The 26,898-nt window shown below is 37.4% G+C and carries 21 protein-coding genes and 1 riboswitch; of the genes, 3 read left to right on the forward strand and 18 right to left on the reverse strand.

Annotated elements, in window-relative coordinates; genetic code table 11:
• Positions 1 to 12 precede the first annotated feature (12 nt).
• Complete coding sequence (locus JKP73_RS03380) at positions 13 to 1,050, forward strand: zinc-dependent alcohol dehydrogenase (RefSeq protein WP_021289551.1); 1,038 nt, start codon at positions 13 to 15, stop codon at positions 1,048 to 1,050.
• A gap of 92 nt (positions 1,051 to 1,142) precedes the next feature.
• Here the strand turns inward: JKP73_RS03380 and JKP73_RS03385 are convergent, their stop codons facing one another.
• From JKP73_RS03385 to JKP73_RS03425, 9 genes are all read right to left on the reverse strand, one after another.
• A complete protein-coding gene (locus JKP73_RS03385) occupies positions 1,143 to 2,087 on the reverse strand; it encodes a sugar-binding transcriptional regulator (RefSeq protein ID WP_200410917.1) in 945 nt (314 codons plus the stop codon).
• A 300-nt stretch (positions 2,088 to 2,387) separates the two neighbouring features.
• On the reverse strand, positions 2,388 to 3,650 hold the full coding sequence (locus JKP73_RS03390; protein WP_021289553.1) for a TRAP transporter large permease: 1,263 nt from the start codon (positions 3,648 to 3,650) through the stop codon (positions 2,388 to 2,390).
• On the reverse strand, positions 3,647 to 4,168 hold the full coding sequence (locus JKP73_RS03395) for a TRAP transporter small permease (RefSeq protein WP_200410918.1): 522 nt from the start codon (positions 4,166 to 4,168) through the stop codon (positions 3,647 to 3,649). The genes JKP73_RS03390 and JKP73_RS03395 overlap by 4 nt, the downstream gene beginning before the upstream one ends.
• Positions 4,169 to 4,243: 75 nt before the next feature.
• The gene (locus tag JKP73_RS03400) at positions 4,244 to 5,257 is read right to left on the reverse strand and encodes a TRAP transporter substrate-binding protein (protein WP_200410919.1); all 1,014 of its coding nucleotides are present in this window, start codon (positions 5,255 to 5,257) and stop codon (positions 4,244 to 4,246) included.
• 2,147 nt (positions 5,258 to 7,404) lie between these two features.
• Positions 7,405 to 7,707: a DUF4176 domain-containing protein gene (locus JKP73_RS03405; protein WP_188944066.1), complete on the reverse strand. Its 303-nt coding sequence runs from the start codon at positions 7,705 to 7,707 to the stop codon at positions 7,405 to 7,407.
• 27 nt (positions 7,708 to 7,734) lie between these two features.
• Complete coding sequence (locus JKP73_RS03410) at positions 7,735 to 8,397, reverse strand: DUF443 family protein (protein WP_200410920.1); 663 nt, start codon at positions 8,395 to 8,397, stop codon at positions 7,735 to 7,737.
• A gap of 7 nt (positions 8,398 to 8,404) precedes the next feature.
• A complete protein-coding gene (locus tag JKP73_RS03415) occupies positions 8,405 to 9,979 on the reverse strand; it encodes a ribonuclease YeeF family protein (protein WP_188944062.1) in 1,575 nt (524 codons plus the stop codon).
• A 60-nt stretch (positions 9,980 to 10,039) separates the two neighbouring features.
• Positions 10,040 to 10,318 carry a YwqI/YxiC family protein gene (locus JKP73_RS03420; protein WP_200410921.1) on the reverse strand — a complete coding sequence of 93 codons (279 nt, stop codon included), beginning with the start codon at positions 10,316 to 10,318 and terminating at the stop codon, positions 10,040 to 10,042.
• Positions 10,315 to 10,734 carry a hypothetical protein gene (locus tag JKP73_RS03425; protein ID WP_200410922.1) on the reverse strand — a complete coding sequence of 140 codons (420 nt, stop codon included), beginning with the start codon at positions 10,732 to 10,734 and terminating at the stop codon, positions 10,315 to 10,317. The genes JKP73_RS03420 and JKP73_RS03425 overlap by 4 nt, the downstream gene beginning before the upstream one ends.
• A 340-nt stretch (positions 10,735 to 11,074) precedes the next feature.
• On the opposite strand from JKP73_RS03425, the gene JKP73_RS03430 reads away from it, so the two are divergent.
• On the forward strand, positions 11,075 to 11,473 hold the full coding sequence (locus tag JKP73_RS03430; protein WP_200410923.1) for a hypothetical protein: 399 nt from the start codon (positions 11,075 to 11,077) through the stop codon (positions 11,471 to 11,473).
• Positions 11,474 to 12,124: 651 nt separating this feature from the next.
• Here the strand turns inward: JKP73_RS03430 and JKP73_RS03435 are convergent.
• From JKP73_RS03435 to JKP73_RS03475, 9 genes are all read right to left on the reverse strand, one after another.
• Positions 12,125 to 12,514, reverse strand: coding sequence for a hypothetical protein (locus JKP73_RS03435; RefSeq protein ID WP_200410924.1), 390 nt, complete (start codon positions 12,512 to 12,514; stop codon positions 12,125 to 12,127).
• 279 nt (positions 12,515 to 12,793) lie between these two features.
• Positions 12,794 to 14,560: an adenine deaminase gene (locus JKP73_RS03440; RefSeq protein ID WP_200410925.1), complete on the reverse strand. Its 1,767-nt coding sequence runs from the start codon at positions 14,558 to 14,560 to the stop codon at positions 12,794 to 12,796.
• Positions 14,561 to 14,587: 27 nt separating this feature from the next.
• Positions 14,588 to 15,904, reverse strand: a complete 1,317-nt coding sequence (locus tag JKP73_RS03445) for an NCS2 family permease (protein ID WP_021289568.1) — start codon at positions 15,902 to 15,904, stop codon at positions 14,588 to 14,590.
• Between the two features lie 233 nt (positions 15,905 to 16,137).
• A riboswitch (purine riboswitch) is annotated at positions 16,138 to 16,241 on the reverse strand.
• Between the two features lie 245 nt (positions 16,242 to 16,486).
• Positions 16,487 to 17,782, reverse strand: coding sequence for an amidohydrolase (locus JKP73_RS03450; RefSeq protein ID WP_200410926.1), 1,296 nt, complete (start codon positions 17,780 to 17,782; stop codon positions 16,487 to 16,489).
• Positions 17,783 to 17,842: 60 nt separating this feature from the next.
• Positions 17,843 to 19,354: an AbgT family transporter gene (locus tag JKP73_RS03455; protein WP_200410927.1), complete on the reverse strand. Its 1,512-nt coding sequence runs from the start codon at positions 19,352 to 19,354 to the stop codon at positions 17,843 to 17,845.
• 67 nt (positions 19,355 to 19,421) lie between these two features.
• A complete protein-coding gene (locus JKP73_RS03460; RefSeq protein ID WP_200410928.1) occupies positions 19,422 to 20,861 on the reverse strand; it encodes a M20 family metallopeptidase in 1,440 nt (479 codons plus the stop codon).
• A gap of 265 nt (positions 20,862 to 21,126) precedes the next feature.
• Positions 21,127 to 22,476 (reverse strand): M20/M25/M40 family metallo-hydrolase, encoded by a 1,350-nt coding sequence (locus tag JKP73_RS03465; protein WP_200410929.1) that lies wholly within the window; start codon positions 22,474 to 22,476, stop codon positions 21,127 to 21,129.
• A gap of 45 nt (positions 22,477 to 22,521) precedes the next feature.
• Positions 22,522 to 23,727, reverse strand: a complete 1,206-nt coding sequence (locus JKP73_RS03470) for a threonine synthase (RefSeq protein WP_200410930.1) — start codon at positions 23,725 to 23,727, stop codon at positions 22,522 to 22,524.
• A gap of 145 nt (positions 23,728 to 23,872) precedes the next feature.
• Entirely contained in the window at positions 23,873 to 25,048 is a 1,176-nt protein-coding gene (locus tag JKP73_RS03475) for a Zn-dependent hydrolase (protein WP_200410931.1), read from the reverse strand.
• Between the two features lie 209 nt (positions 25,049 to 25,257).
• Between JKP73_RS03475 and JKP73_RS03480 the strand changes: the two genes are divergently transcribed.
• Positions 25,258 to 26,898, forward strand: a complete 1,641-nt coding sequence (locus JKP73_RS03480; protein WP_200410932.1) for a sodium:solute symporter family protein — start codon at positions 25,258 to 25,260, stop codon at positions 26,896 to 26,898.

Consider the following 26,898-nt stretch of genomic DNA (forward strand, 5'->3'; position numbering starts at 1 on the left):
GGGGGACACAAAATGAAAGCAGTCGAACTTACCGGGAAAAAGCGTTTAACACTGACGGAACGTGATCTTCCCGGTATTCAGGAAGATGAAATATTACTAAAGGTTCATGCTGTAGGTGTATGTGGATCTGATCTGCGAATTTATCAAAATGGGGATGATCGAGTAGACTATCCACGGATCACCGGACATGAAATTGCAGGAGAAATTGTAGATATTGGACCTAGAGTTTCCCGCTTTCAATTCGGGGATCGAGTAACACTTGGCGCGCACATGCCTTGTGGCACATGTCATTATTGCCAGGCAAATGAGGGCCACCATTGCGTAGAAGGTCGGTCCATGGGCTATCAAGTTGATGGTGGTTTCGCTGAATATATTGTTTTGCCAAGCCTATTTATTCAAAATGGATCTGTTCAGCGCATCGCTGATACGACATCTTACCAGCTTGCCTGTCTTTCCGAACCGTTTTCCTGTGTGTTAAGCGGGCTACAGGAAATAGAAGTACATGCGGGGGAAACAGCAGTTGTTTACGGAGCGGGAGCAATCGGTTGTATGTACATTGCCGCATTAAAACGAATGGGTGCTGCTAAAGTAATCGCAGTCCAGCGCTCAAAAGAAAGGCAGAAGAAGGCACTAGAAATAGGAGCGGATATTGTCATTGATCCAAATAATGAAAACACGATGGATAGGGTGATATCTGAAACAGGAGGACTCGGTGCACATGCTGTAATTGTAACAGCTCCCTCGCCAGTAGTTCAAAATGAAGCATTAATGCTTGCCAGAACAACAGGGCGTGTGCTGTACTTTGCAGGAATTAAAGGTGTTACCGATATGCCAGTAAATACAAACCCAATTATTTATAAACAGCTAAAAGTAGTGGGAACTCATGGTGCTCCGAGACATCTACACATGGAAGCAGTAAAATGGATTGATGAAGGCTTTATTGATTTTTCCTTTTTTATTACACACACCTTCCCATTAGAAGAAACACAGAATGCATTTGAAACAGCATTGAGCAAAGAAGGATTAAAATCTATTGTTATTCCTACCTAAAATAAAAATGCCGGACGAACCATTTACTATTGCATAGCATTCGATTCGCCCGGCTTTTCTATTAACAAAATTCTTTATCATTGCATTTGTTTCTAGTCTTCTACCAATTCCTGTGCAGTTCGATCATCTGTAATGAGGACATTTAAGTATCCGCCCTGCAGTGCAGATTCTATACTTTCAAGCTTATAAGAGCCCTCTACTATTCCGACAACCTCTGGTATTTTGCGTATCTCCTCTAAGGTAAGACCGATGACCTGATTATTCAGGGGATGGTCTACTTCCTCACCCACAGCGTCAAAAAACTTCGAACTAATATCGCCTACCGCACCTGCTTTTCTTAAGGATGTTAAATCGTGTTCATTAAGATAACCAATTTTTTCCATCGTAGATGTTTTGTAAGGATTCCCTAGACCAACTATGGCCATATCTACATTTCTTCCTTCTTCAAGCACATAGGCAATATCCTTAGAATTAACAAGACGTTCTCTTAAATCCTGACTTTCTACCATAGCTGGTGCATAAAGATAGGAGCAAGAAGCATTCATTTTTTGCGCTAAGTTAAAGGACAGCTGGTTGGAATGTAAATAAACATAGTCACTTCCCATTCCACCAACAATTGGCACAATATGAATATCGTTGCGACGCTCATATGGGTATTCCTCTACAAGGGATAATAGGGTTGATCCCCAGGAAATCCCTAAACTTTTAACATTCGTGAGATGATTGGATACATAAGAGGCAGCAGTTTGACCAAGTTGTCGTTTGGCCATTTCAGGTGCGAATCCTGCTGTAGAAACAACAATCACTTCATTTAAACCATACTTTTTTTCGAGTTGCTGCTCTAAATCCACCGTATGGGATGTTTCATCTTTAATATAAATCTCCACAATTCCTTCTTTTTTTGCTGTGTTTAACAGTTTAGAAATTACCGGTCTGGAAACGTTATGTTTATTTGCAATTTGTTGTTGTGTCCAACTATCAAAATAATATAGCTTTGCTACTTTCACCATTAATCTTCTATCTTCCCAATTCAGCATAAAATCTCTCTTCCCTTTTATATTACATATGTTCACTAATTATACATATGTATGTATCATAAACTTACTCTTAAAAACTGTCAAGGGATACTCAAGGAAAGTATAACGCTGACTATTCCACCCAGAAAAGCCTGTTCTTTCTCCTGTCGTTTCCTTCTTTATCCGCTCCTAGTAAGGTAACTCCGTGAAATGTTTCATTCAATGGCACTTGCAAGGTATAAGACATAGTAGATGTGTCAGCTTGAAATCCTGTTGGGTTAGTTTTTTTTAATCAATTCGGTGTGGCAAACCTTCAGCTGCTTAATCAAATACATTCAATAAGAATAGTGATATTTCAGGTATATACGCTATAACAAGCAAGGTAAATATCATAACAAGAATAAACGGAACGGTACTTTTAATTACCTCGGTTAATGATACTTTACTAATCCCCGAAGCTACAAATAAATTTAGCCCAAACGGAGGTGTGATCATGCCAATAGAAAGAGCAACAATCATAATAATTCCAAAATGGATCGGATCAATCCCAAGTTCGAAAACCATTGGCAAAAATAACGGAACAAAAATTAATACTGCCGCACTCGTATCCATAAACATTCCTACCAGCAGCAAAATGACTATAACAAGTAATAAGAAAACCACCTCAGTGTTGGCATACTCAAGAAAAACAGATGCGAGATTGGCAGGTATTTGCTCATAGGTTAGATACCAACTAAACACATTAGATGCCGCAATAACAAGCATGATCATCGAAGAAGTTATAACCGATTTCTTCGTAACATCGATGATCCTTCGCACTGTCAATTCCTTATAGACAAACAACCCAATGATTAGACTGTAAAAAATTGCAACAGCGGCAGCCTCTGTCGGAGTAAAAATCCCAAAATAGATGCCTCCTAAAACAATAACAGGAAGCAATATTCCCCAAATGGCTGAGATAAATGATTTTCCAACCGCTCCAAGACTCGCCCTTCCTTCTGGTTTAAATCCTTCCCTTTTTGAAATGATATAACTGACAATGATCAGGACCAAACCAATAAAAATTCCCGGAGCGATTCCAGCAAGGAATAAATCACTAATGGAAACCTCTGCAGAAGAGCCATAGACCAACAGCGTGATACTAGGCGGAATGATAATACCCAATGTTCCAGCAGTTGTCATTAAACCGATTGCGAATTTCCTTGAATATCCAGCATCATTTAACGAAGGAATCATTAATCCACCGATGGCAGCTACCGTAGCAGGGCTAGAACCTGAAAGTGCGGCAAATAGCATAGAAGACATAACCCCTGCAATTGGTAATCCACCCGTCGTCCAGCCTACTAGCTTTTTAGCAAAATCAATTAATCTCCTCGACGTTCCGCCAGCAAGCATCAAATCTCCAGCAAAGATAAAAAAAGGAATGGCCATCAGAGTAAAGGAATCTATTCCCGCAAAAATGGTTCTAGAGAATACATCAATCGAAACTCCCTGTTGCATCATGGCTACAAAACTCGCTAAGCCTATTGCTACGGCAATCGGTGCTCCAATAATTAATAGAAGAACAAAAATAACGATAATCATTCCTTCGTTCCCCCTTCTGTAACTGGAGGATTTCCATTGGAATTATTTTTTTTAGCATTGGTAGCATCTTTTATTAGTAATTGTAGAAAACGAATGAACATTAATGAACCGCCTACAGGAAGCGCCAAATATGGGATAAACATCGGAATACCTACAGCAGGTGTTACATTCCCAAATTCGATTACATTGGAAACCGTAATCGATCCAGACCAGATAAGAATGACACTAAAGATCATTCCTATCACGCTCGCTAATATCGAACATAGCCTCTTTAGTATGTACGGCAGATATGTAACCACCGCATCAACTGTCGCATGTGCCTTCTCTCTTACTGCTATACTGCTCCCCACTAAAATAAACCAAATAATAATATACCTTGAAACCTCTTCAGACCAGACTAAGGATATATTAAAAGCATATCGAAGTACTACTTGAAGGAAGACCAGTAAAGAAGCAATGAGAAGAGAAAGCACTGCCACGTACTCCTCCAAGTGATCTAATAATTTATTTATTCTCATTTACATGCTCCTTTTGAATCAATTAAAGAAAAAAGGGAAAGAATGGCCTCAACCGCTCTAATTTTAGTTTGGCAATTATTGATCGACCGCATTTAGCAATTCCTTACTACCATCCAACTTATTAAATTCGTTATATACGCTTGACATTGCATCCTTAAAGGATGCCTTCTGCTCCGGACTCAGTTCGTTGATTTGAATATCTGTTTTATTTAATTTTTTTAGATAGGCCTCTTCATCACGCTTCGATTCTTCCCACTGCCATTCCGTCACTTCCTTTGAAACTTCATCTACAGCTGCTTGTAGTTCCTCAGGCAGCTTTTGATAAAATTTACTGCTGATTACAAGTGGATACGCCATATAACCATGACTACTTAGCGTAAGATAATCCTGCACCTCATAAAACTTCTTACTAACAATATTGGATAGTGGATTTTCCTGACCATCTACTGTACCAGTTTGCAAAGCAGTATATAACTCAGAAAAATCAATGGACACTCCACCTGCATGAACTGCCTGAAACTGGGAGATTAGAAGCGGACTTTGTGAAACTCTCATTTTTAGCTGATTCATGTCCTTCGGTGTTTCAATTGGATGTATGGAATTCGTCAAATGCTTGAATCCACCGTCCCAGAAACCTAATAAATGCATGCCTTGCGATTCTAATTTTTTTCCTAGAATATCCCCTAATTTACCATTCGTAGCTTTAAAGGCATGATCTCGATTCTCAAATAAAAAAGGAAGATCAAACACTTCAAATTCTTTTACAAAGGTAGGTAAAACACCTGTAAATGGTGCGTTCATTTGCACAGTACCAGACTGCATCTGTTCAATTATTTCACGATCACTTCCGAGTTGAGAATCTGGATAGACTTCTACTTTTATTTGCCCATCGGTTCTTTCTTCAATAAGTTCACCAAATTTTTCTGCCGCTTTCCCTTTTGCAGTAGATGGACTTACCACATGAGCGAATTTGATAGTATATTCTTGACCATCCCCTTCACCCGAAGCCGATTCCCCATTGCTGCACCCAGCCAATAGCAAAACAATCATTAAGCTACCAATCACCCAATTAAAAGCAATTTTTTTCATATGCATCCTCCCCCATTTTCATTATTAATCATGAACATCCACAATTGTAATCGCGCATGATTTCATGAATCCCGACGATCCGCGAAAATCCTCCATCAATTTTATCCTGTTGTCCTGTTATCCTGTTGAATAGAAATTGATTGTTGTAACTAGCAACGACTGAGCAGTGGTAAGGAAATAGTTTTCTTTAAACCATTCTTCGACATATTTTGTAAGCGCATTCATTTTTCTGCTTCGTTTAGTGTAAACGTAAAAATAATTACAAGCTGAAAACTAATGCGATCCGTCTTTTATTCCTAAATCCATCAATTGATCGCCGCCGTGAATCATTTATTACCCTAATCATAGAGCGTTCATCTTTACACGTCTTATTAATCCAAGAATTAAATTCTCAATTTCGGAAATCAAATAAAATACAAAAGTAAAAACTACTTGTCCATCATTTACAAATGTATGACTCACTTCGTATAGTATTCAACTTCTCTCTTTAAATTTTATTCGCTTTATGAAATCTTTTTGTTCTATAACAAAAACAGGTAATTATATCCAATTCTGGAGGGTCAGGTTTGTTTGATGATGAAAGCATTACAGATTTTAAGAAATTAAGAAATCAAAGCACACTGATGTAAGGCAAAACAAAAAGGCGATTCAATATAGGAGAAGTCGTAGATGGTACTATTAATGGTGTCATAGGTGGAATAAAAGTTGTTGTAGATGGTGTAACTGACTTCGCAGTAATACCTATATCCAGTCTTTATTCAGGCTTATAATGGTGTTGTTACCTCATCATATTTGCTTTAATCATAGTGAGTATAATAGGGGAAAGAATATATCATAAGCTAACAAAATTTCTTATCTGCTATAATATACGGAGTCAAGAGATGGTGCAGGAGATAAAACACGAAATGGATTAAGATAATTAATAATCCTATAACTGAAAAGAAAAATACATATGTTCTTACAGAAGGATTCATTTCTTTTTAAAGGCTAACTGTATTGTTATTCTTACCGTCTTTCTATTTCTAATTAATTATCCTTCTTGGAATTGGGATTGGCACCATGATCTATTGGTTTTTTGCTTTTTCCCCAACCTTTTCTAGTTTTATTAGCATTCGCTGCAGCTTTTCGAAAAAGGAGCAATAAACATTTGTATTCATTCGAACAAACAAAAAATTCATGGGTTGGCTCTGTACATGCCATTATTTTTTATATTCCTCTTTTCCCTAATTTTCCTGGGGGCAGAACTTCCTTTCCCTAGTACAATTTTGTTTTTGATTATTACCACGAGTTTTATGGTTGCAGCTTTTTCAATTATCTTTCATCCATTTACTATAGGAGTCTATGTCTATGGAGCAAATGTTTTTAGAATGCCAGACAAAAATAGATTTTGTATTTAAATATATTGTTATTTTTACTTCAGGTATTAACTATCATATACAAAAGTTATTACAACCGTTTTGCCGCTTTTGTGGAATAAGTTATTAGCTATACTGTTTGTTATTGTTTTACTCTGGCAGTTATTTGGCGTTATTTCCATTTTTTTTAGTAATTAAATAATAGATAAGCGTTCAGTTCTAGATGCAGAATTTAAAGTATAATAGTGTACTTCTCTAAATTTATATAAGCCACATATTATCAAAAGTAAACCTTTACAAAATTAATAGAAATACGGCGTTTTATAGAAAGAAAGGGGAAAATGATGATACAAGGTTATCGAAACACTGTTACTGCTCCTTCTTTCAAAGCAGGAGCAGCTTTCTATCTAAAAGCACATTTACTTTTTTGCACTACTCTTACCTTTTTTTTACATTTTAGAGATTGGGGAGGAGACGAATTGACGTCCATACTTACGCTAGTCTGAATTGATATAGCAGGAATAATCAACTATTTTGAAATTTAAGCTTATATTAAAACCTATAACTATTATTTAAGCAAAAAGGTTATCTCTTTTTAAAAGATTACAGAATCATTTATCTTTAAGCAGTTGCAGATAAACTAGGTGAACTAAGAAGAGAGTTACGATGCACTCAATCAACAAAATACAAACTTAGAATAATTACTATAATCTATATTTTATTGAGCGTAAGGGTTCTACCTTATTTAGATAGAACCCTTACGCTCAACTTCTAAAAATGGTCTAGCATTTACTATTTCAATGGGTATGTAACTATTCCCTTTTCTATACTTTCATTATTTTCTTGTTTCCAATCGTTAAAAAGTTTCTGGAAACGTTCTTCTTCGTTATCTTTAAATCCTTCAAATACTACCCTATCGATATTTTCATGATTAAAATAAAAAACATTATCGGGCACCAACCCTTGAGGATAAAAGCATCCTGAGTATTCAAACATCTTCTTTTCGTTTTCCACTTCTAAGATCGGTCCTCTATTTAGAATCATAAGTTTACTTGTTCCTTCTTTTAAGTACACAATGGATCCTATTGGTAACACTATGTGCTTCCTCCTTTTATTATAATGCTATCCAACTGCCTTTTTATCATCTTTAAATTTCACTGTTGTATTTCCATCTATTACTGTCATGCCACTACCAATGAATAAAAGAAACAAAAAAACGGTTGCAAAGAATAGCATCATTACATTCCCGTATTCAATAAATGCAACAAAACTTATTAGTGTAAATCCTAAGAAGAATAGATAAAAAAATAAATATTGAAAACAATACTTCGTTGATTTTGGTCTGATCCATAATCTATCAGTTGATAACTGCTCGGTTTTAGCAACTTTATATAGATTTTTCTTATTCATATTACTTATATAAAAACGGAGTAAAAAAGCTATTATTAACACAACGATAAGAATAATAGAGTTCACTAATGTGGAACTTTGAATATTAAAATAATCCATTAAAGGTCGTAAAAGATTAGCTAATATTATGGAAATACCTGCTCCTAATATACTAAAATAATTGGTTTTTGCTTGTTTTAATTCAGGAGCTTGTATATTTCTCAACATATCTTCATCGTCAATTTTATATACGGTATGTGGGAAAATCCAAAACAAAAAAGGAAATAATATTTTCCATAATGATTGCCCCATATCTACAAGGTAATAACCATTATTATTAATTGATAGAATTCTATATCTTATGTTTTTATTTACACGTTGAATCTCACATTTCATAGAATGATCACCATCCCCAGTTCATTGGATTTAAAGCATTTAGACCACTCTGTATAGCCTCACCTGCGCTTTCCATTGTACTATCAAATGTTTCGTTAATTTTTTCTCCCATATCATCTAACTTTTTCCCCACTGTATCTAAACCATCTTGAAGCCCCAAAAAATTATTATCATAAACAAAATTAAACGCAGTTGTAGCAAATGTACCCGCAGCTATACCACCTAGTACAGCCCAACCAGCTGGATTTGAACCAAGTAAGAAGGCCGTTGCAGCTGTTCCTCCTATATTCGCAACTACCCCCACTCCTAAAGCCGCTGAGTTATGAGAAATCGCTTCTCCTACAGTCTTATCCTTATGCGCTAAATCCACATAGATACCAACACCAAAACCAGCTGCCATAAAACCACGACCTAAAACTTTTCCTGCCGTACGTATATTCTCGCCGTTTTTAATAAAAGAGTTGGATAATCTTGCTGTTCTTTTATTGATCATTACAAAGGAATTACTTCCTGAAGGTCCATGTATACCACTAATTATGTTTATCAAACCACCAAATTTAGTTGTTCCATAGCCTACTTGTTGAAGAGTCGTAGCAGTAATATCTACACCTAAATTCGTACCTATTTTTTCAACATTACCTTTTAAATAGCCAAGAAAGCTATCAGGTACATCTTCTTTTAATTCATCTTCACTTAAATCACCTTTTAATTTTTCAAGTACAGATAAATTTGTGTAATATTGTTCTCTATCAATTACTCCATTTTCTAAGTCCTTATACGAGTTATTCAAGATTGCTTGTGATAACTCATCCATATCTTTCAACGATTCATTCTTCGCTTTTTCAATTTCATATAGTGGCAAGTTCTTAATAGAATACAAGTTTATAACTTCTGCTGTTTCTTTTCCATTTTTTGAATTACTATTCTTGATAGATTGATAAGCAGTAATGCCATTGACGGCATTTATATTGAATTCTTGTACCGACAAATCGCCACTGTCGAATTTGGAACTAAGCTCAGATATGTAATTTCTCATTTTATGTAAATCTACTTTTGTTTGTTCAAGCTGAGAGGTTTCATAGTCATCTAATCGATGCAACTCTTCCACTACATCTTGAATCATTTGTTTTTCGCGTTGAACATCTTCAACCACTCGAGATTCATCAATTTTAGGAATAGCGACTATATCCTGCACACTTCCTAGAATATGGTTCGCTTCATTGGTTAACTCGATCGTTTTTGTCTTCACTATATCCAAGCTTGGGTCCACTTCATTTTCTAGAAATCCCTGATCAATAAAGCCATTTGTATTAGATTCATATGTACCAATCGCTTGTTTCATATCTACTAATGTATTCTGATAGTCTACCAAAGATTGATACAAGAAGATAAGGAAAGGCTGATGACACTCATTATAGAATGTCCGCATTGCATCTCCTGCTTTTCCCTTTAATGCATCATCGAGACAATAGAAATCCCTGACTGCACGTTGAATAGAAGATATTCGGCCATAAAGGGATTCAATATCTTTTACAGCATAATCAATTCCAGACTGCACACGATGAACATCTAAAACTTTCAAGAGAGAACCTCCTTTCTAATTATACCTCATGCCAATGCTGTTAGCTATGCGATCTGACGCTTATTTCAGCTTAATATCATTCGCCACTTGTTGTTCAGTCTCTTGAAGTTTTGTGATGGCTTTTTCAGTCGCATTTACATTAGCAACAAATAATGCCTCAAATTGATTTAACAGTTTCTCATATTCCCTTTTTATTTCATTAAACGATCGTAGCATCCGAAGCTGATTTTCTCCATCAATTTCCCGTGCGAAAGATGTATTCAGCTCTTGGATAGAAGCTCGTAATTCTGCAATTCCATTCTCCACAGGGGTTTGTTGGAGTTTAATTTCTTCACTCATGATTGATTTTCCACCTCACGCTTTTGTCTGTTTACATTTGTGTGCTGTGTTTCCATCGATGAGATATTGCTTTCTATTACATAAATCTCTTGTTTTATCTGATTGATTTGTTCTATGATTCGATTCTCCGCATCACTAATATCTTTATCGGAAATCGCTGAGAAGCTCACTTGTAATTCATTTTCTCTGAAGTTATGTATTTTAGCGGCATTATTACCATGAAGCGTTTTCGTTGTGAATTCTGGTTCTATACAGATGCTTTTTGTCCTATTAAAATCACTTTTATTCAGTTGTAATTGGGATAAAGCACTATTTAACCGTCTTAATTCTTCATTTTTTTCTTCTAAACTTAAGTTGGCTATACCGATGAGACGTTGAAGCTCCAAAAGCTCCGAGTTTAACTTATGTAAATTCAATTCCACATTGATCACCTACTATTTCTAAATACGTAATCCGTATTGCTTATTAGAGTGGAAATAAAGAAATTTCCATATAGTAATATGGTACTTAAAAAGATGGATTGCTTGTAGAGTAGTAAGTACCATTTTATGGGTGATTATATGAGTTAAGAAATGTTATTTAGGAAAATATGCCCATAAAACAAGCAGCGTAAGACTGTTTTCTTCATCCTCTTACCTAGAAATTAAAGGATATAAGGGATATTGGGATGATAATCAAGAAACGGGGATTGCAAGAGGATTAGAAGATTTATTGTACCTGCTTGTACATTCCAAGAAGAAGATTCGCACGATCAATATGCGTAATCATAACGTACTTATTATCCATTTATTGACCAACAAAAAAGATACATTGGTTCAGTCTATTGATGGAAGCAATCATCACTTCTCTTTCCTAGGTGTAAAAGACGGCATTGGCCAATTGCTTCGAGAGCATGCTCGAATGGAGGATACAGAGATTTCTGTGGATGGATGGCAGCCTATTCAGCTTCCGGAGGAGCTATTTGATGAGTTCCATACCTCCCCTGCCCCTGCTTTACAAGCAATGGCAGCGGATCAAAAACAACCAAAACCGATACGCGAATTTGTCTCTGCATTGTTAGCAAATCGGCAAGAATTCGATAATATTTCTTTTATGAAATCTAGTTACGTCAAAGATAATCTGCATTTGATGATATTCATTTCTTTTTACCAGTAGAGGAAGAAGACTACATTTGGGCATCTAGACTATCAGGAAATTGAAAGCGCAAGACGAGTTACCTTACAGCCGATCCCTGTCAGGAGTTATTTTCAAGAAATAGAGCGTGCAACCATTGCCTATTTTACAGAGGAATGATAGTTTTAGTAGATTCCACTTCCCATTAATACGTAATGAACAGTCCTGTAAATACCCGATGGCGTAAAAGAAGATTCAAGAATCTGTTCTTGAATCTTCTTTCGCTTATAACCTTCTATATTGGTGGCTCTTAGGATAGAGTGTAAAGTACGAGACAGAGTATTCAAGGCTGATCCATTTCACTATATTCAAAGACGCCCCTCATCACGTAAAATCCCCCGATTCACAATCTTCATCGCAGCTGTTCCCTTCTTACAATTAAGAAGTTCTGCATATATTAACGGCGGTGTAGGTTGTGATAAAGTGAAAGGTTTGGTTTGGTAACTGCTTGTCTGACAAATTCATGTATAGATTGGGCAACACATTTTAGTATACTATATGTATGTAATTAACCACCTTATTTATAATTTAAACCTTTCTTTTGGAAATCTACACATTAATGCATTTATTAGTAGCACGCCATTATAAAAACAAACAATATAAGAGATTGAGTTATCAAAAAAAAGGATAATATTACTGAAAAAAACCTATGATAATCACAACCCATAATTCCGTTTTTAGAACTTTCTTGCCTCGTTGAATATAATTATCTATCGTATTTTGCGTAATAAATATCTCTTGGAATGCTTCATAAGTAAATTTCTTATAGGAATATATGCCAATAAAAATACTTATTAAAAAACCAACAATTAATAAAAGAATAGGATTTCCTACAGGTAATTGAAAGTATTGTATTGCCCTCAATACAGCTAAGACCAATACAAACATTAATATATAAATTAAATTATTTGACCTTTGATGATAAGCCTTATATACACGATTAGATTTATGATCTAAAAATAAAGTATGATTCTGATCTGTATTTTTATATTCCGTATAAAAAGGAATTAATTTATTACTCATGCATTTATCACCTAAACTTTTCTTATTTAACGAGCTGAATACAGAACCTAGATTCCAAACAATCCTTCTACAGCATACCGACTGTATTGACTATATCTTCACCAATATGACTTACAGTGTCGACTATATTATCTGCATTATCATAAGTCCAATCAAACAACATTGAACCACCTACACCTATGAGAAAAAAAGGATAGCATATAACACTATCCTCTAGTATCAAAGATATATTTCCATTAATGGATAGGATTAAAAAGAGGGAGTCTTCGGCCTCTTCCATCACTCCTCTCTAAATAACGGAATTAGTTGTTGGGTGTTGACATCTACTAAGCCTAGATCACTTATGCGAATTTCAGGGATAACGGTTAATGTCAGGGATGATAGCGCCATTGATGGAGAACGTCTGCCCACCTTCACTCCCATAGACTGAGCCACCTCATTGAATTTCTCTACTTTTGGAGACAGTTCCTCGATAGGTTCCGCTGCCATTAATCCAGCTATTGGCAGATCTACTTGAGCCATAACATTTCCATCTTCCACTAAGCATAGTCCTCCGCCAGATTTCTGTAGTTGTTTTGCCGCCATCAGCATGTCTCTAGCATTTTTGCCTGCAACGACTAAATTATGACTGTCATGAGCTACGGTCGTTGCATATGCACCACTGCGTATCCCTGAATTTTTTAAAACACCTACAAATGGTTTGCGATTTTGACCATGGCGTCCAGTTACAGTTGCAAAAACATATTCTTCAGGTAAATGACGTATTTCCCCATCTGTAACCTGTATCTCTAAAGAACCTATTTTCGTTGTTCCAATTGGTGTCATCTCCATTGTATTTAGTGTTATCGTTCCGTTTTCCACTGGTGAATGAATAATAAAATCCTTTTCATTAAGTTCCGGTAGACGGACGGTATTTTTACGAAGCGGTGGCGTACGAGTGGTAATATCCGTGATGATTCTTCTATCTTTTACCATTTGTTCCCCTTGTACATAAACATCATTGATCTGCATTGTCTCTAATGAATCTACCAAAGAAAAATCCGCTACATATCCGGATGCTATTGCGCCACGGTCATGAAGTCCATATCGCATCGCTCCATTTAGCGAGGCATAACGAATAGCAAGTGGTGCTGGTATTCCTTCTTCAATACAACGACGAACCACTCGATTCATTTGTCCATTTTTCAACATATCATTCGGTTCTACATCATCCGTGCACATTGCAATGTTAGAAGCGTGAGGAAGGATTTCCCATGCCTTTGCCGCTATATCCGCAAACTGACTGACACTGGATTCCCGAATATAAATCAACATACCAGCACGCAGTTTTTCTACTATTTCTTCTACTGTACGGCTTTCATGATCAGAGTTTACTCCAGCCGCTAGATAAGCATGTAAGTCTCGACCAGTAACCCTTGGCAAATGACCTTCATTACGTACACCAAAATCAAGCCCCTTTTGCACAATGCCTGCCATTCGTGGATTTTGCTTAATAACACCTACATAATCCATTAATTCAGCAATTCCCACTACGTCAGGATTATCTAACAATGCTGCAATATCTTCAGGACCAAATTCTGCCCCAGCTGTTTCCACACCGGGAACAGCTGGAACACAGGATGGAATTGTTGTAAGAATTCGTACCGGAAGTCCCTTGCTAGCATTTATCATATAGCTTACCCCTTCAGCACCCATGACATTGCCAATTTCATGTGGATCAATAACAGCTACTGTAGTGCCATGTCGAAGTACTGCTCTCGCAAACATATCTGGTGTAACCATTGTGCTTTCAATATGCACATGACAATCGATAAAACCAGGTATCGCATATTTGCCTTGTGCATCAACCTCATTATCCCCTTCCATGTAAAAGGATGGTTTATTATTCTCATAACGAGCTATTGCACTAAAACGGTCTTTTTTAATTCCAATATCAGCAGGATAAATCTCTGCCGTGAAAACGTTCACCAGATTAACTCCTCGAATCACAGTATCCATCCGTTCATCACCACGTGCTGCTGCTACAATATGTTGCCGTGAAAACATACGATTATTCTCCCTTCGGTTTTTTCATCATTCAGCTAATGTAATAAAATAAATGATAAGTGGTATTAGTAAAATATATAGTCCAGGATGAACTTCCTTGTATCTGCCTGACAAGCTCTTCACGAGCACATATATAATAATCCCAGAAGCAATTCCATTTCCAAAGTTAAAGGTAAATATGGTAATAACGATTGTCATGAAAGCAGGTAATGATTCTGTCACATCTTGAAAATTAATGTTTCTAACAGATGAAAGCATTGTCAATCCGACTAGAATTAGTGCCGGAGCTGTGGCTTCTGTTGGAATAATCATGATTAAAGGTGTAACAAATAAAGTCAGCAAAAATAAAATCCCAGTTGAAACTGCGGTTAATCCTGTACGTCCTCCAGCCTCAACACCAGTTGCCGATTCAACATAGGTGGTCATCACAGGAACTGAAAATAATGAACCTAAAACTGTGCCACCCGCATCAACTGAGAATGGTTTATCTATCTGAGGTAAATTACCGTTTTTATCTAACATGTTCCCTTTACCGGCAACTCCAAGCATTGTTCCAAGACTAGAAAAGAAGTCTGGTACAAAAAAAGCAAGCAAAAATGGGAAGTACGAAACGTCCAACGCTTCCATAACGTCCAATTGGAATAACACTGGTGCGACACTTTCCGGAAGCGAGAAGATAGAACTAGGCAATTGTGTAACCCCCATCGGAATTCCAATTAAGGTAACAGCAATAATTCCAATCAATAGATGACCCCGAACATTTCTTGCCAGTAATACACTCATAATAAAGAATCCGATAAGTGCCAAAATTGCGTTCGGAGAACCTATATCTCCAAGCTGCAAAGAATTCGCGCTCTCACTAGCCGTTACTAATCCTGCATTACGAAACCCAATGAGTGCAATAAATAATCCTACTCCTGCACCGATAGATAGTTTAATTGCAGGTGGTATAAGCCGAACAATCAGCTGTCTTAATCCTAAAATTGTAAATAAAACAAAAAGGACTCCGGAAATAAATACCATTCCCATTCCAACTTGCCAAGGTATTCCTTCTGCTACCACTAGCGTAACAGAAAGAAAAGCAACTGAACCAAGGCCAGGGGCCAAGGCAAAAGGCCGATTACTGTATACTCCCATTATTATGGTTACTAGACCCGTCATCAGAATAACAGCTACTGTAACTGGTCCTTTCGGTATACCTGCACCCTCAAGCATTCCCGGTACAACAATTAATACATAAAGCATGGTCATGAAAATAGTTAATCCTGCAGTGAATTCTGTTCTTGCATTCGTATGATTTGCAGATAATTGAAATATTTTTTCCATTAAATTAGACCTGTTCAATTATGTCTCTCCTCTCGGTGTAATAGAATATTATATTGATATTAGTCCTGCTTTCTCGAAATAAATCGTAAATCGCTCTCCTCGCTGTTTTGATTTACTCGAAATCGATGCAATAAAAAAGCCCGGAATAATAGAATGACTTCTACCTTCCAGACCTACAAAAGTTAAAGAAAAGATATATCAGCAATAAATATAGCAATTTAACATATCAAGTAATAGCATAAAAGCCGAACAAATCTTATACTTTAACTCGTAGTCCGGTTCTTTCCGTGGGAACCTGGTAGAGACCCTCAGACCATATTACTGAGGATATACGAGTATGATATTTAATTTTTTATTACTCTAATAATATAGCAAATCCATGCAAGTTAAGCAAATAAATCTTAACATTAATCAAAAAAAATAAATTAATGTTCGCTTTTTCACGAAAACCGATCATTTTCACTACCATTAAATTCCCTGACCATTTTTCCATAGATACGCTTGCATCTAAACCAATTTATACTGTAAAAAGATATGGAACCGGATTAAAACGCCATTCTTTTGGAATGGCGTTTTAGTTATTCCTAATTGTAAATTGGTTTAAACCATTTGTGCATGCTTTTCTAAGCTTAGAATCGAAGCATATAACAGTTCTACGGCTGGGAGTAAAGTATTTTCATCAATATCAAATTTTTCATTATGATGGCCAGCAGCTAACTCGGTTCCAAAAATGCAGTACGTTGCTAAGCCGCCATTATCTTGAACACGTTTCATAAAGTAGGTTGCATCTTCTGACCCGGCAGCTGCGTTTACCTCTACTGTACTTGCTTGGAAAAGAGATTTGGCTTCTGCACATTCATGAAGAACGTTTGCTAACTCATTTGATGAAATACAACTGATAGCTTCGCCGACTGTCTCCATGTGATAATCTACTCCATACATCTGTGCGGCACCTGCAACTATCTGTTTTACTTGCTGCTTCACATATTCATTAACCGAAGAATTTTCACCACGCGTTTCCACTTTTAAATCGGCTTGGTCAGCAATAATATTTCTGCCTGTCCCTGCGTGGAGCTCGCCTACATTGATTCTAGTCACCCCATCAGAATGACGGGAAATCGCATGTATGTTTAATGCTGCCGCCGCTGCTGCCAGCAGTGCATTTTTCCCTTCCTCTGGGCGGCCACCAGCATGTGAAGCTACTCCGCTAAATGATATGTTCTGCTTTGTTGTGGCAAGAAAGCCATTATTAGCTGCTACAAAATGATGATGCGGCACCCCTGTTCCAATATGCGAAGCAATAAAATAATCAACATCATCCACAACTTTTGCTTCCGTCATTGATTTAGCACCACGTGTGCCTTCTTCTGCCGGTTGGAAGATCAATTTTATTTTTCCCGTTAAGTGATCTTTATTCTCTGCAATTAACGTAGCCAAGCCAAGTCCAATAGAGGTATGAGCATCATGTCCACATGCATGCATCCGATACGGCAACTGCGACTTGAATCCTTCCTTCATCGGATAATGACTGTCTAAGCTTGATTCATTAATTTCCAACGCATCCATATCAAATCGAAAGGCGATTGTCGGCCCTGGTTTTTTCGTATCCAGTGTTGCTACAATTCCTGTGTAGCCATCTGAAAAGTGCTCCATATAATTTTTATTTGCTCCATTTTCAAGCGCCCAGAGATAATGTTCCTTTGTCACTTCGGCAGATGGCTTGCCCATACATTCAGCTTCTGACATGACTTCACGGCCCATTTGTAACTCAAACCCGAGTTCATCAAGAATTGTTGCTACGATTGAAGCCGTCCTCATTTCCAAAAAACCCACTTCCGGAAATTGATGAAAATCACGCCGCCAATGTACTAACTTTTCGACCAATTGTTCACTCATATTATAATCATCCCTTTCATTTTAATTAAATCCTATTTAATTACGCTACACGACAAAGTATTAAAGAAAAGGTGTAATCCCTGGACCAAACGGGATTCCTACAAAGTAGAAGATAAGAATTAAGATGATCCATGTAATAAGGAAACAGATTGAGTAAGGGAGCATTAATGAAATAAATGTGCCAATACCTGCTTTTTTATCGTATTTTTGCATAAATGATAACACAATAACCATATACGGCATCAGTGGTGTGACAATATTTGTTGAGGAGTCTGCAACACGATATGCCACTTGGGTAAATGCAGGATGATAACCTAATTGCATGAACATCGGTACAAAAACGGGAGCCTCAAGTGCCCATTTTGCCGAACCAGATGTAATCAAGAAGTTCATTAATGCAGTAAAAATAATATAACCAATAATAAGCCATATACCGGTAAATTCAATGTCTTTAAGGAATTCTGCGCCATTGACAGCTACCCATGTACCAATATTTGACCAGTTAAAGTACGCAATAAATTGCGCAATAGCAAAGATGAGTACAATATAACTCGACATGTCTTTCATCGATTCACCCATGTACTTGCTAATGTCCTTACCGGATTTAATATTGCCAACGGTAATACCATACGTGACCCCAATGGTTATAAAAAAGAATAAGATAATCGGCACAATTCCATCTAAAAATGGAGAAGGTATGATACCACCCTCTTCGTTTCTTAGCGGACTGTTTGGAAGTGCAATCCCAATGACAATAATTCCCCAGTAGATCACTGCTGCAATGATCGCATTTCGGAACGCTTTTCCTGCTTTTGGAGGGTCCTCATCAACGTCTGCTTCAACAGCATCGCCTTTGTATTTACCTAGTCTAGGTTCAATGAATTTATTGGTAACCAATCCACCAACAATGGTTAGTATAAATACAGAAACAATATTGAAGTACCAGTTATCGACGGGTGTAACGACGACGCTATCATCAATAATCGCCGCAGCTTCTGTAGAAATACCTGACAAGAGCGCATCCGTACCAGCAATGAATAAGTTTGCCGTAAAACCTGCTCCAGCAGCTGCATAACCAGCAACTAAACCTACAAGAGGGTGGCGGCCAACTTTATTAAAAACCATAGCAGCTAACGGCGGAACGAGTACCATCGCCGCATCTGAAGCGATATTACCTAGAATACCAACAAACACTACGGTATACGTAATTAACGCTGGTGGCGATTTTAAAATCGTTCTTTTAATGGCATAATCAAGCATTCCAACTTTTTCTGCGAGACCAATACCTAGCATCATCGCTAAGACTAAACCAAGGGGTGCAAATCCTGTAAAATTCTCAAGCATGGATGTTAAAATAAATTGCAAACCTTCACTAGACGCCAGGTTTTTTACTTGAAGTTCTTCGCCTGTACCCGGATGAATAACGGATGCACCAAACATACTAAATATAGAAGATGCAATAATAATTAAAAGGGCTAAAACCGAAAATAAAATAAATGGATCCGGCAATTTATTCCCGACTATTTCGATATAATTCAAAAATTTCTGAAAAAATCCTTTTCTCGTTTTCATCTGTCCCCTCTCCTTACTTTTAAAATCATTATTTCTTTCAAAAAACGATAATCTTTTTAATTGTTTATTAACCTTCTTCTAGTTTGGAAGGTTGTACATGGTTTGGAATTGGACAGCGATATGGATGTTTTTCTCGAAATGCATGGAATTCTTGCTTCACTTCAATTAATTCAGCCGGATTTAACAGAAGCTGAAGAGATGTTAATGCCATTGCACCTGCGGCTCGAAGCATGCCTTTATGAGCATAAGAAGAAATTCCCTGACTCGTCATTTGCCATGTATGCAATGGTGTTCCAAGAGCTGAGGTTGAGGCTGTTAATTGCGCAGTAGGAACAACCCAACTAACATCCGAAACATCTGTTGACCCTGGAAGAATTCCTTCCGTCGGTTCATATTCAGCGATGGAGTCGGAGAGATATTTACCAGCGAATTCACTGCCATCGCCACCATAACCAAATCCTTTTATTACTTCGAGGTAACCGCCTTTTTCCACATCTGTCAACGAAGACCAGATTTTTTCAGCAAATGCCTTCTCCTTATCAGTTGGCTGCTCAATTCCTAACTCCTGCATATGGTTATATAGGAGGCTTTCAAGCTTGCGATTGGGAATATAATTAGAACAAGCTTTATCAAAATCAATTCCCAACTCTGTTCCCGTCATTTTAGCTGCACCTTCAGCGATTTCGCAAACACGTTGATAAATTTCATCCACCTGAGTAACTTTAGGGGCACGAATTAAATACAACACTTCCGCATTAGCCTGTACCACATTAGGAGAAATTCCCCCTGTATTCGTCACGGCATAGTGCAGCCTTGCCTCAGGTATGATATGCTCACGCAAATAATTGACACCGACATTCATTAACTCAACTGCATCTAATGCACTTCTTCCTAAATGTGGAGAGTTAGCTGCGTGTGATGGGATCCCTTTAAATTTAAATGCTATTTGGTAGTTAGCAAGACTCGATAAACTCATTATTGCGTTAGCTGGAGATGGATGCCATGTTAAGGCTGCGTCTACCTCATCAAACACACCCTCTCTAACCATAAATGTTTTACCAGACCCGCCTTCTTCCCCTGGGCAACCAAAGAATTTCACTGTACCAGATAAACCATTCGCTTCAATGTAACTTTTAACTGCAAATGCAGCAGCTAAAGAACCGGTACCAAGCAAATTATGCCCACAACCATGGCCTACATCAACTTTAACTGGTTTATATTCCGTTTCATTTGGTTCTTGGCCAAGACCAGAAAGCGCGTCGAATTCACCTAAGAATCCAATAATTGGCGAGCCGCTCCCGTATGTTGCAACAAAAGCAGTCTCCATATCAGCTACTCCTTGTTCAACAATAAATCCTTCTTGCTCACATTCGGAAGCCAAGAATCTAGAGGATTCATATTCTTCAAATCTTGTTTCAGGATGCTGATAGATATATTCACTAATTCGCTGAAAAAGTGCTTTGTTTTTTGCTAAGTATTGTTTAATATAACTACGCGTATCTTTCATTTATATCCTCCATTCTCTTCAACTCGATTAAAAGCCAAAAAATGATAAACGTAATTTTTCGACATTTTTCAACATAATACATGCTTCTATTTAAAAAGTCAATATATTTTTAATCTTCCTCTAATTGAATGACAAATAAGCATTTTTACTGTAATCCCTTTATCATGCAAGGTTATCTCTGCATCAAAAAAGTTCTTATTTACCATTCAAGAAGATGCAAATAAGAACCCTGGAAATCTTTTCAAAGACTTTGTTGTATATTTAATTAAGCATACGCCTTTCCTAATTCGTGAATAACATGACATGTACACATAATTCCATCAAAAAAATTCTCTACATTTATATTCTCATTTGGAGAGTGATTCGCCTCATCAAAGTTGGCATACGGCACGACAACAGAAGGGACGCCTAATAGTTGCGTCCAAACATAATCTGGTAAACTTCCACCAAGACTTGGCTGTAAAATTGGTTTTTGATGATATGATTTTTCTACCGCTTTTTTAATAATTGCCACCTCTTTTGAATCTGCAGGTGTACGAGAGGCTTTCATGGAGCCATGTCTGATAACCTCTACATCTGGAGCATATTTTTTTACATGCTTTTCAATCTTCCGGTAAATATCATCCGGATCTTGATCCACTACTAATCGAAAATCTATTTTGACATTTGCAATAGATGGAATATTCGTTTTTGCACCTTCGCCACCATAACCACTATGAAAACCAGCTATATTAAAAGTAGGTTCTAACGTTAGTTTTTTATAATACGCTTCTTTGGTCATGTCAAATTCTTTATAACCAATCTTTTCAGCAATCGATTTTGGATCAAATGGCAATGTAGATATTAATTCCAATTCGTTTTCTGTTGGTTTACGTAAATCATCATAGAACCCTTCAATGAGGACGTTGCCATTCTGATCTCTCATGGTCTGCAATAAATCGATTAATTTCCAAGCAGGATTTGGAGCGATATTCCCTTTATTACCCGAATGGTTGTCCCACTCTGCACCTTTAGCTAAAAGTTCAATAAACAGCATTCCTCTTACTCCAAGTAATACAAAGGGAGCGCCACTATCATGCATGGGACCATCTGATGTGTACACTAAGTCAGCTTTTAGTAATTTTTGATGCTCTTCCACAAACCTGGCTAGATTAGGACTGCCACTTTCCTCTTCCCCTTCAATTACAACCTTAATATTGATTGGTAACTCCCCTATCACTTCCTGATAACTTTTAATTGCCAGCAGCTGTGCCATTATTTGCCCTTTATTGTCCCCCGCTCCACGACAGAAAATCTTCCCATCCTTTATAGTTGGTTCAAAAGGAGGCGTATTCCATTCCTCTATTGGATCAGGTGGCTGCACATCATAATGACCATAGATTAATAATGTAAAAAGTTTCGGATCTTTTATTTTTTCACCATAGACAACAGGATGACCATCGGTTTCTATTAATCTTGTATTTAATCCTATATTTTCTACCATTTCAACTAACATGGCAGAGCATGCTTCCATCCCGATATTTTGGGCACTAATACTTTCCTGCCTTAAAAAGGTAAATAAACTATCCAAGTACTCCCGACGATTCTTGTTTACATATTGTTCCATTTCCAACATACATATTTCATCTCCTTATGGCAGTACTCTAACTAATACAAAACATCAAATCTTCGCTTCCTTGTTTAACGTTGGGACCTCTACCTGTACCGTATTTGGATATTTTATTCCTGCTCCGGTATTTAAAACGACGACGCTCTCTTCATCATGAAACCAACCATTATTTCGTAGGTCACGCACAGCAGCAAAGGCTGCTGCACCTTCGGGACACACAAAAGCACCCTCCATACTGGAAATTTTCTCCTGCTCTTCCAGCATTGCTTCATCTTCTACAGCGATCGCACATCCGCCAGTTTGATAAATAGCCTCCAAAACTAAGAAATCACCCAATGCTTTTGGTACATTTATTCCAAATGCAGTTGTTTGAGAGTTCGGCCAAAAATCGGATTCTGTTTTATTTTCCTTCCATGCCTTCACAATCGGAGCACAGCCTGCTGCTTGAACTGCTACTAATCGAGGTAACTTTCCTTTAATCCATCCTAACTCTTTCAATTCATTTAATGCTTTATAAATACCTATTAATCCTACTCCACCACCAGTCGGGTAAAGAATGACATCAGGAATTTCCCAGTCCATCTGTTCTGCTATTTCCAATCCCATCGTTTTCTTACCTTCTATTCGGTACGGCTCTTTCAATGTAGATACATCATATAACTGGTTATCTTTCACATATTTCCCTATGATCTTTCCAGCATCACTAATTAAACCATCCACTAAGTAAAGATTAGCACCTGATACAGCCGTCTCCTTTCGAGTAATTTCTGGGGCATCTATCGGCATCGCAATCGTTGACTTTATTCCGGCTCTAGCAGCATACAAAGCCCATGCTGCACCAGCATTCCCATTAGTAGGCATCGCAAGCTCCGTCACACCTAATTCTTTTGCTTTCGACACACCAACTGCCGCTCCCCTAGCTTTAAACGAGCCAGTTGGGATAATCCCTTCATCCTTCATATACAAGTTCTTTATCCCTAGCTCACTTCCAAGCTTGGACATTTCAACAAGCGGGGTCATCCCTTCGCCAAGCGAAATGACATTCTTACAATTCGCTACTGGAAGCAGTTCATGATACCTCCATAAGGAATCCTCCCGATCCTTCAATTCATCTGGCTTTAGATTATCTTTTAGTTGTTCGAGATCATAATTTACTAGAAGTGGTGCTCCACATGTACAAAGCTGCTGGACTGTGTTCACATCATACGTCTCACCACATTTTGGGCAATCAAGATACGAAACATAACTATACGGCATTGTAATCACTCCTATAGAAAAGAAATAATAGTTTAATTTATTTATCTATTTTAAATAATTTTATATTAAAAGAAAAACTTTGTTTACCATCAAATAAAAATACTGTAATATAGATAGCTTACAGTCTCTTACTTATATCAAATCATTAGTCAGTACATAAATTCGCTATCACTTCTAACATAATTTCTGATCCTACTTTAATATCTTCTACAGAGGTGAATTCTTCTGGATGGTGACTCAGCCCATCTTTACTTGGTACGAAAACCATGCCCACTTCCATATTATTCACGAGTGAATTTGCATCATGATTGGCGCCACTAGGTATAGACATAAATGAAACGAAATTGTTTTTACAGGCTTCGATTATCTTGTTTTGTACATCTCGAGAAAGTTCACTCGGCGCTTTCTCAATAAGCTGCCTCGATTCTGCTTCAAAGTGCTTTCTTATATAAGCTTTTATCTCCTCTTCGATCATTTTCATTTCATTTAATTTGCTGCCTCTTATTTCTACTGTAAGATTCACAAGGCCTGGTACTACGTTTGCTTGATTTGGATGAACATCTAATTCCCCCACTGTAGCCACGTTGTCCCCGCCAAATCTGCAGACAATCTGGTTTACTTCTTGGATAATCTTCGAAGCATACAATAAAGCGTCTCTTCTCATGTCCATCGGAGTCGTTCCAGAATGGCTGCTTTTTCCTTTTACGGTGACATGAAAACGAATAATGCCTGCAATAGAAGTAACGACACCGATCTGTTTTTCATTAGCTTCTAATACCGAACCTTGCTCAATATGTAATTCCATATAAGAAAGGTATTTTTTTCTGTTTCTTACTGATTCAACATCCTGCCAATCAAATGATAGTCCTTCTAATTTTTCTTTTATAGCTTCACTTTCTTCTATTAAACCCGCGAATGCCCTGCTTCCAAACGTTCCTCCGAGTACATTTGCTTCTTCACCACGAAATGCAACTAATTCTATCGGATTGTTAAGGTTGATTCCCATTTCCTTTATTCTTAATAAACATTCTAAACCTAATACGACACCAAGCGCTCCGTCATAAAGACCTCCTTCAAAGACGCTATCCAAATGAGAACCCATCAGTAATGCAGGAGCGTCTGCTTGTCCAATTCTCCCAAATACATTGCCCACTCTATCCTGTTTTGTAGGTATTCCATTTTCCTCCATCTTCGTTTTTAACCATTGTAAAGCTGCATCTTCCTCTTCGGAATATGCCAATCTTGTATAGCCTTTTGTACCACTGGAGATTCTTCCGATTTCATCTAAGTGATTCATTATTCTATCGATGTTTACATCCACTCTATCCATCTCCTATGCTTTAGTAAATTTCACTTCATAACTACATCTTCCTATCAGTTTAGCATGAAAATAAGAAAAGTAAGATAATTTTAATTTAAGAATAATAGGTAAAATTTAACCACAATTATCTCTACCTACAATCAAGCAAGTAATATAATTCTAACGACGATCATAGAAATGATTAGAACTTTGAAATAAGGAGGAACGAAATGGTCTGGTACAGTTACTATATTATTCCAATCGTCTATTTAATTGCGATGATTCTAGTTGGTGTATTGGTGGCTAAAAAACAGGAAACTAGAGCAGACTTCTACGTTGCTGGCGGCAAGATGAATGCAGGATTACTATTTAGTACAATCTTTTCCACAGTTGTAGGTGCGAACACATATATGGGATTTAGTGGAATGGTTTATCATGATGGTTTTTCGATGATGTGGCTATTAGTTGCCGCAGGATCAGCCTATTTTGTTCTTTTCTTTATATCAGGGAAAATCAGACAAATAGCCCGGCACTTTGAAGTCTTCACACTACCTGACTTGATGGCACTTCGTTATTCGAGCTCGGTTGCCATTCTTACCACCTTATTTTCGCTCGTCGCACTCGTTGGCGGAGCAGGAGGAAGTATACTAGGGATAGGAGTGATTCTTCATTCTATCTTAGGGATTGATACGACATTAGCCATTTTAATTACTTCTGTAGTAACAATTACGTATACAGCTTTTGGAGGGCTTATGGGGGTGGCATTAACCGATTGGATCCAATCAATTATTATGGTTATCGGATTAATCCTTGTTATTGTATTTGGACTTCAGGCCCTCTCCCCTGAGAGCACATTAATGAACGCAACCATAAGTGGTAGTGAAGTTATGCAAACAGTGTTAGGTGGTAACTTTATGAGCCTTACAGAAAGTGCAACATTTATGATGATCATGACATGGGCCATCACTTTTCTTCCTTTAAACACAATCAGTCAAACGCAAATACAACGCGTTTATTCGGCGAAAAACGTAAAAACAATTCAGCGTATTAGTCTACTAATGGTTTGGTTCGTAGCATTATTTATGGCGTTTGGATTAGCACTTGTAGGGGGGATTGGAAAGGCGTTAATTCCTGATATCAGTAATGCAGAAACGATCTTCCCCGTACTAGCAATGGAAGTCATTCACCCATGGATAGGAATCATTATTGTAACGGGTATCTTAGGAGCTTGTATGTCTACCGTCGACTCGAATCTTCTTGGTGCAGGCATTCATGTAACAAGAGATATTTATGAAAAAAACAAGCAACGGTTAGGAAAAACGATTAATGAAAAACATACCATTTCCATCACACGTTGGACCTTAGTAACGATTGGAGTTCTATCCACCTTTGCTGCCCTATGGACACCATCTATTATGGAATTATTGTTACTGACACAAAAAATATTTGCAGGTGCAACGTTCATTCCAATCATCTTGGGGCTATTATGGAGCAGGGCGAACACCAAAGGGGCTACAACAGGGATACTACTTGGAGCTGGTGCCACGATTTATTGTCAAATTATTAGTAGTACGATCGACCCTGTCATCATCGGCATTCTTTTCTCACTTGCTGGAACAATCATAGCTAGCCTGATTTCTACAGAGGAGACCGAAAAAGGAAAACAATTTATTTATAAGACGATTAATAAGAAGGATATGGTGTTCTTATCAATTATTCTTGTCGGGTACATTGCTTTCCTTGTCGGCGTGAATTTTGTTAACGTATGGCCGATCTTAATTGTGATTACACTTATCGGCTTATTAATTGGTGTACTATTATTAATTATATATATTCTTCCAAGAAAACGGAAAATCGGAGAGGAGCCTTAA

The sequence above is a fragment of the Virgibacillus salexigens genome, from assembly GCF_014905415.1.
Classification (GTDB): Bacteria; Bacillota; Bacilli; order Bacillales; family Amphibacillaceae; genus Virgibacillus; species Virgibacillus salexigens.

Bases quoted from the DNA above. Each gene is read 5' to 3' on its own strand.
- JKP73_RS03435 (WP_200410924.1), bottom strand. From the start codon at position 12,514: ATGAGTAATAAATTAATTCCTTTTTATACGGAATATAAAAATACAGAT.
- JKP73_RS03395 (WP_200410918.1), bottom strand. From the start codon at position 4,168: ATGAGAATAAATAAATTATTAGATCACTTGGAGGAGTACGTGGCAGTG.
- JKP73_RS03465 (WP_200410929.1), bottom strand. From the start codon at position 22,476: ATGTTGGAAATGGAACAATATGTAAACAAGAATCGTCGGGAGTACTTG.
- JKP73_RS03455 (WP_200410927.1), bottom strand. From the start codon at position 19,354: ATGAAAACGAGAAAAGGATTTTTTCAGAAATTTTTGAATTATATCGAA.
- JKP73_RS03410 (WP_200410920.1), bottom strand. From the start codon at position 8,397: ATGAAATGTGAGATTCAACGTGTAAATAAAAACATAAGATATAGAATT.
- JKP73_RS03460 (WP_200410928.1), bottom strand. From the start codon at position 20,861: ATGAAAGATACGCGTAGTTATATTAAACAATACTTAGCAAAAAACAAA.
- JKP73_RS03430 (WP_200410923.1), top strand. From the start codon at position 11,075: ATGCGTAATCATAACGTACTTATTATCCATTTATTGACCAACAAAAAA.
- JKP73_RS03390 (WP_021289553.1), bottom strand. From the start codon at position 3,650: ATGATTATCGTTATTTTTGTTCTTCTATTAATTATTGGAGCACCGATT.
- JKP73_RS03420 (WP_200410921.1), bottom strand. From the start codon at position 10,318: ATGAGTGAAGAAATTAAACTCCAACAAACCCCTGTGGAGAATGGAATT.
- JKP73_RS03440 (WP_200410925.1), bottom strand. From the start codon at position 14,560: ATGTTTTCACGGCAACATATTGTAGCAGCAGCACGTGGTGATGAACGG.
- JKP73_RS03470 (WP_200410930.1), bottom strand. From the start codon at position 23,727: ATGCCGTATAGTTATGTTTCGTATCTTGATTGCCCAAAATGTGGTGAG.
- JKP73_RS03400 (WP_200410919.1), bottom strand. From the start codon at position 5,257: ATGAAAAAAATTGCTTTTAATTGGGTGATTGGTAGCTTAATGATTGTT.
- JKP73_RS03480 (WP_200410932.1), top strand. From the start codon at position 25,258: ATGGTCTGGTACAGTTACTATATTATTCCAATCGTCTATTTAATTGCG.
- JKP73_RS03380 (WP_021289551.1), top strand. From the start codon at position 13: ATGAAAGCAGTCGAACTTACCGGGAAAAAGCGTTTAACACTGACGGAA.
- JKP73_RS03450 (WP_200410926.1), bottom strand. From the start codon at position 17,782: ATGAGTGAACAATTGGTCGAAAAGTTAGTACATTGGCGGCGTGATTTT.
- JKP73_RS03385 (WP_200410917.1), bottom strand. From the start codon at position 2,087: ATGCTGAATTGGGAAGATAGAAGATTAATGGTGAAAGTAGCAAAGCTA.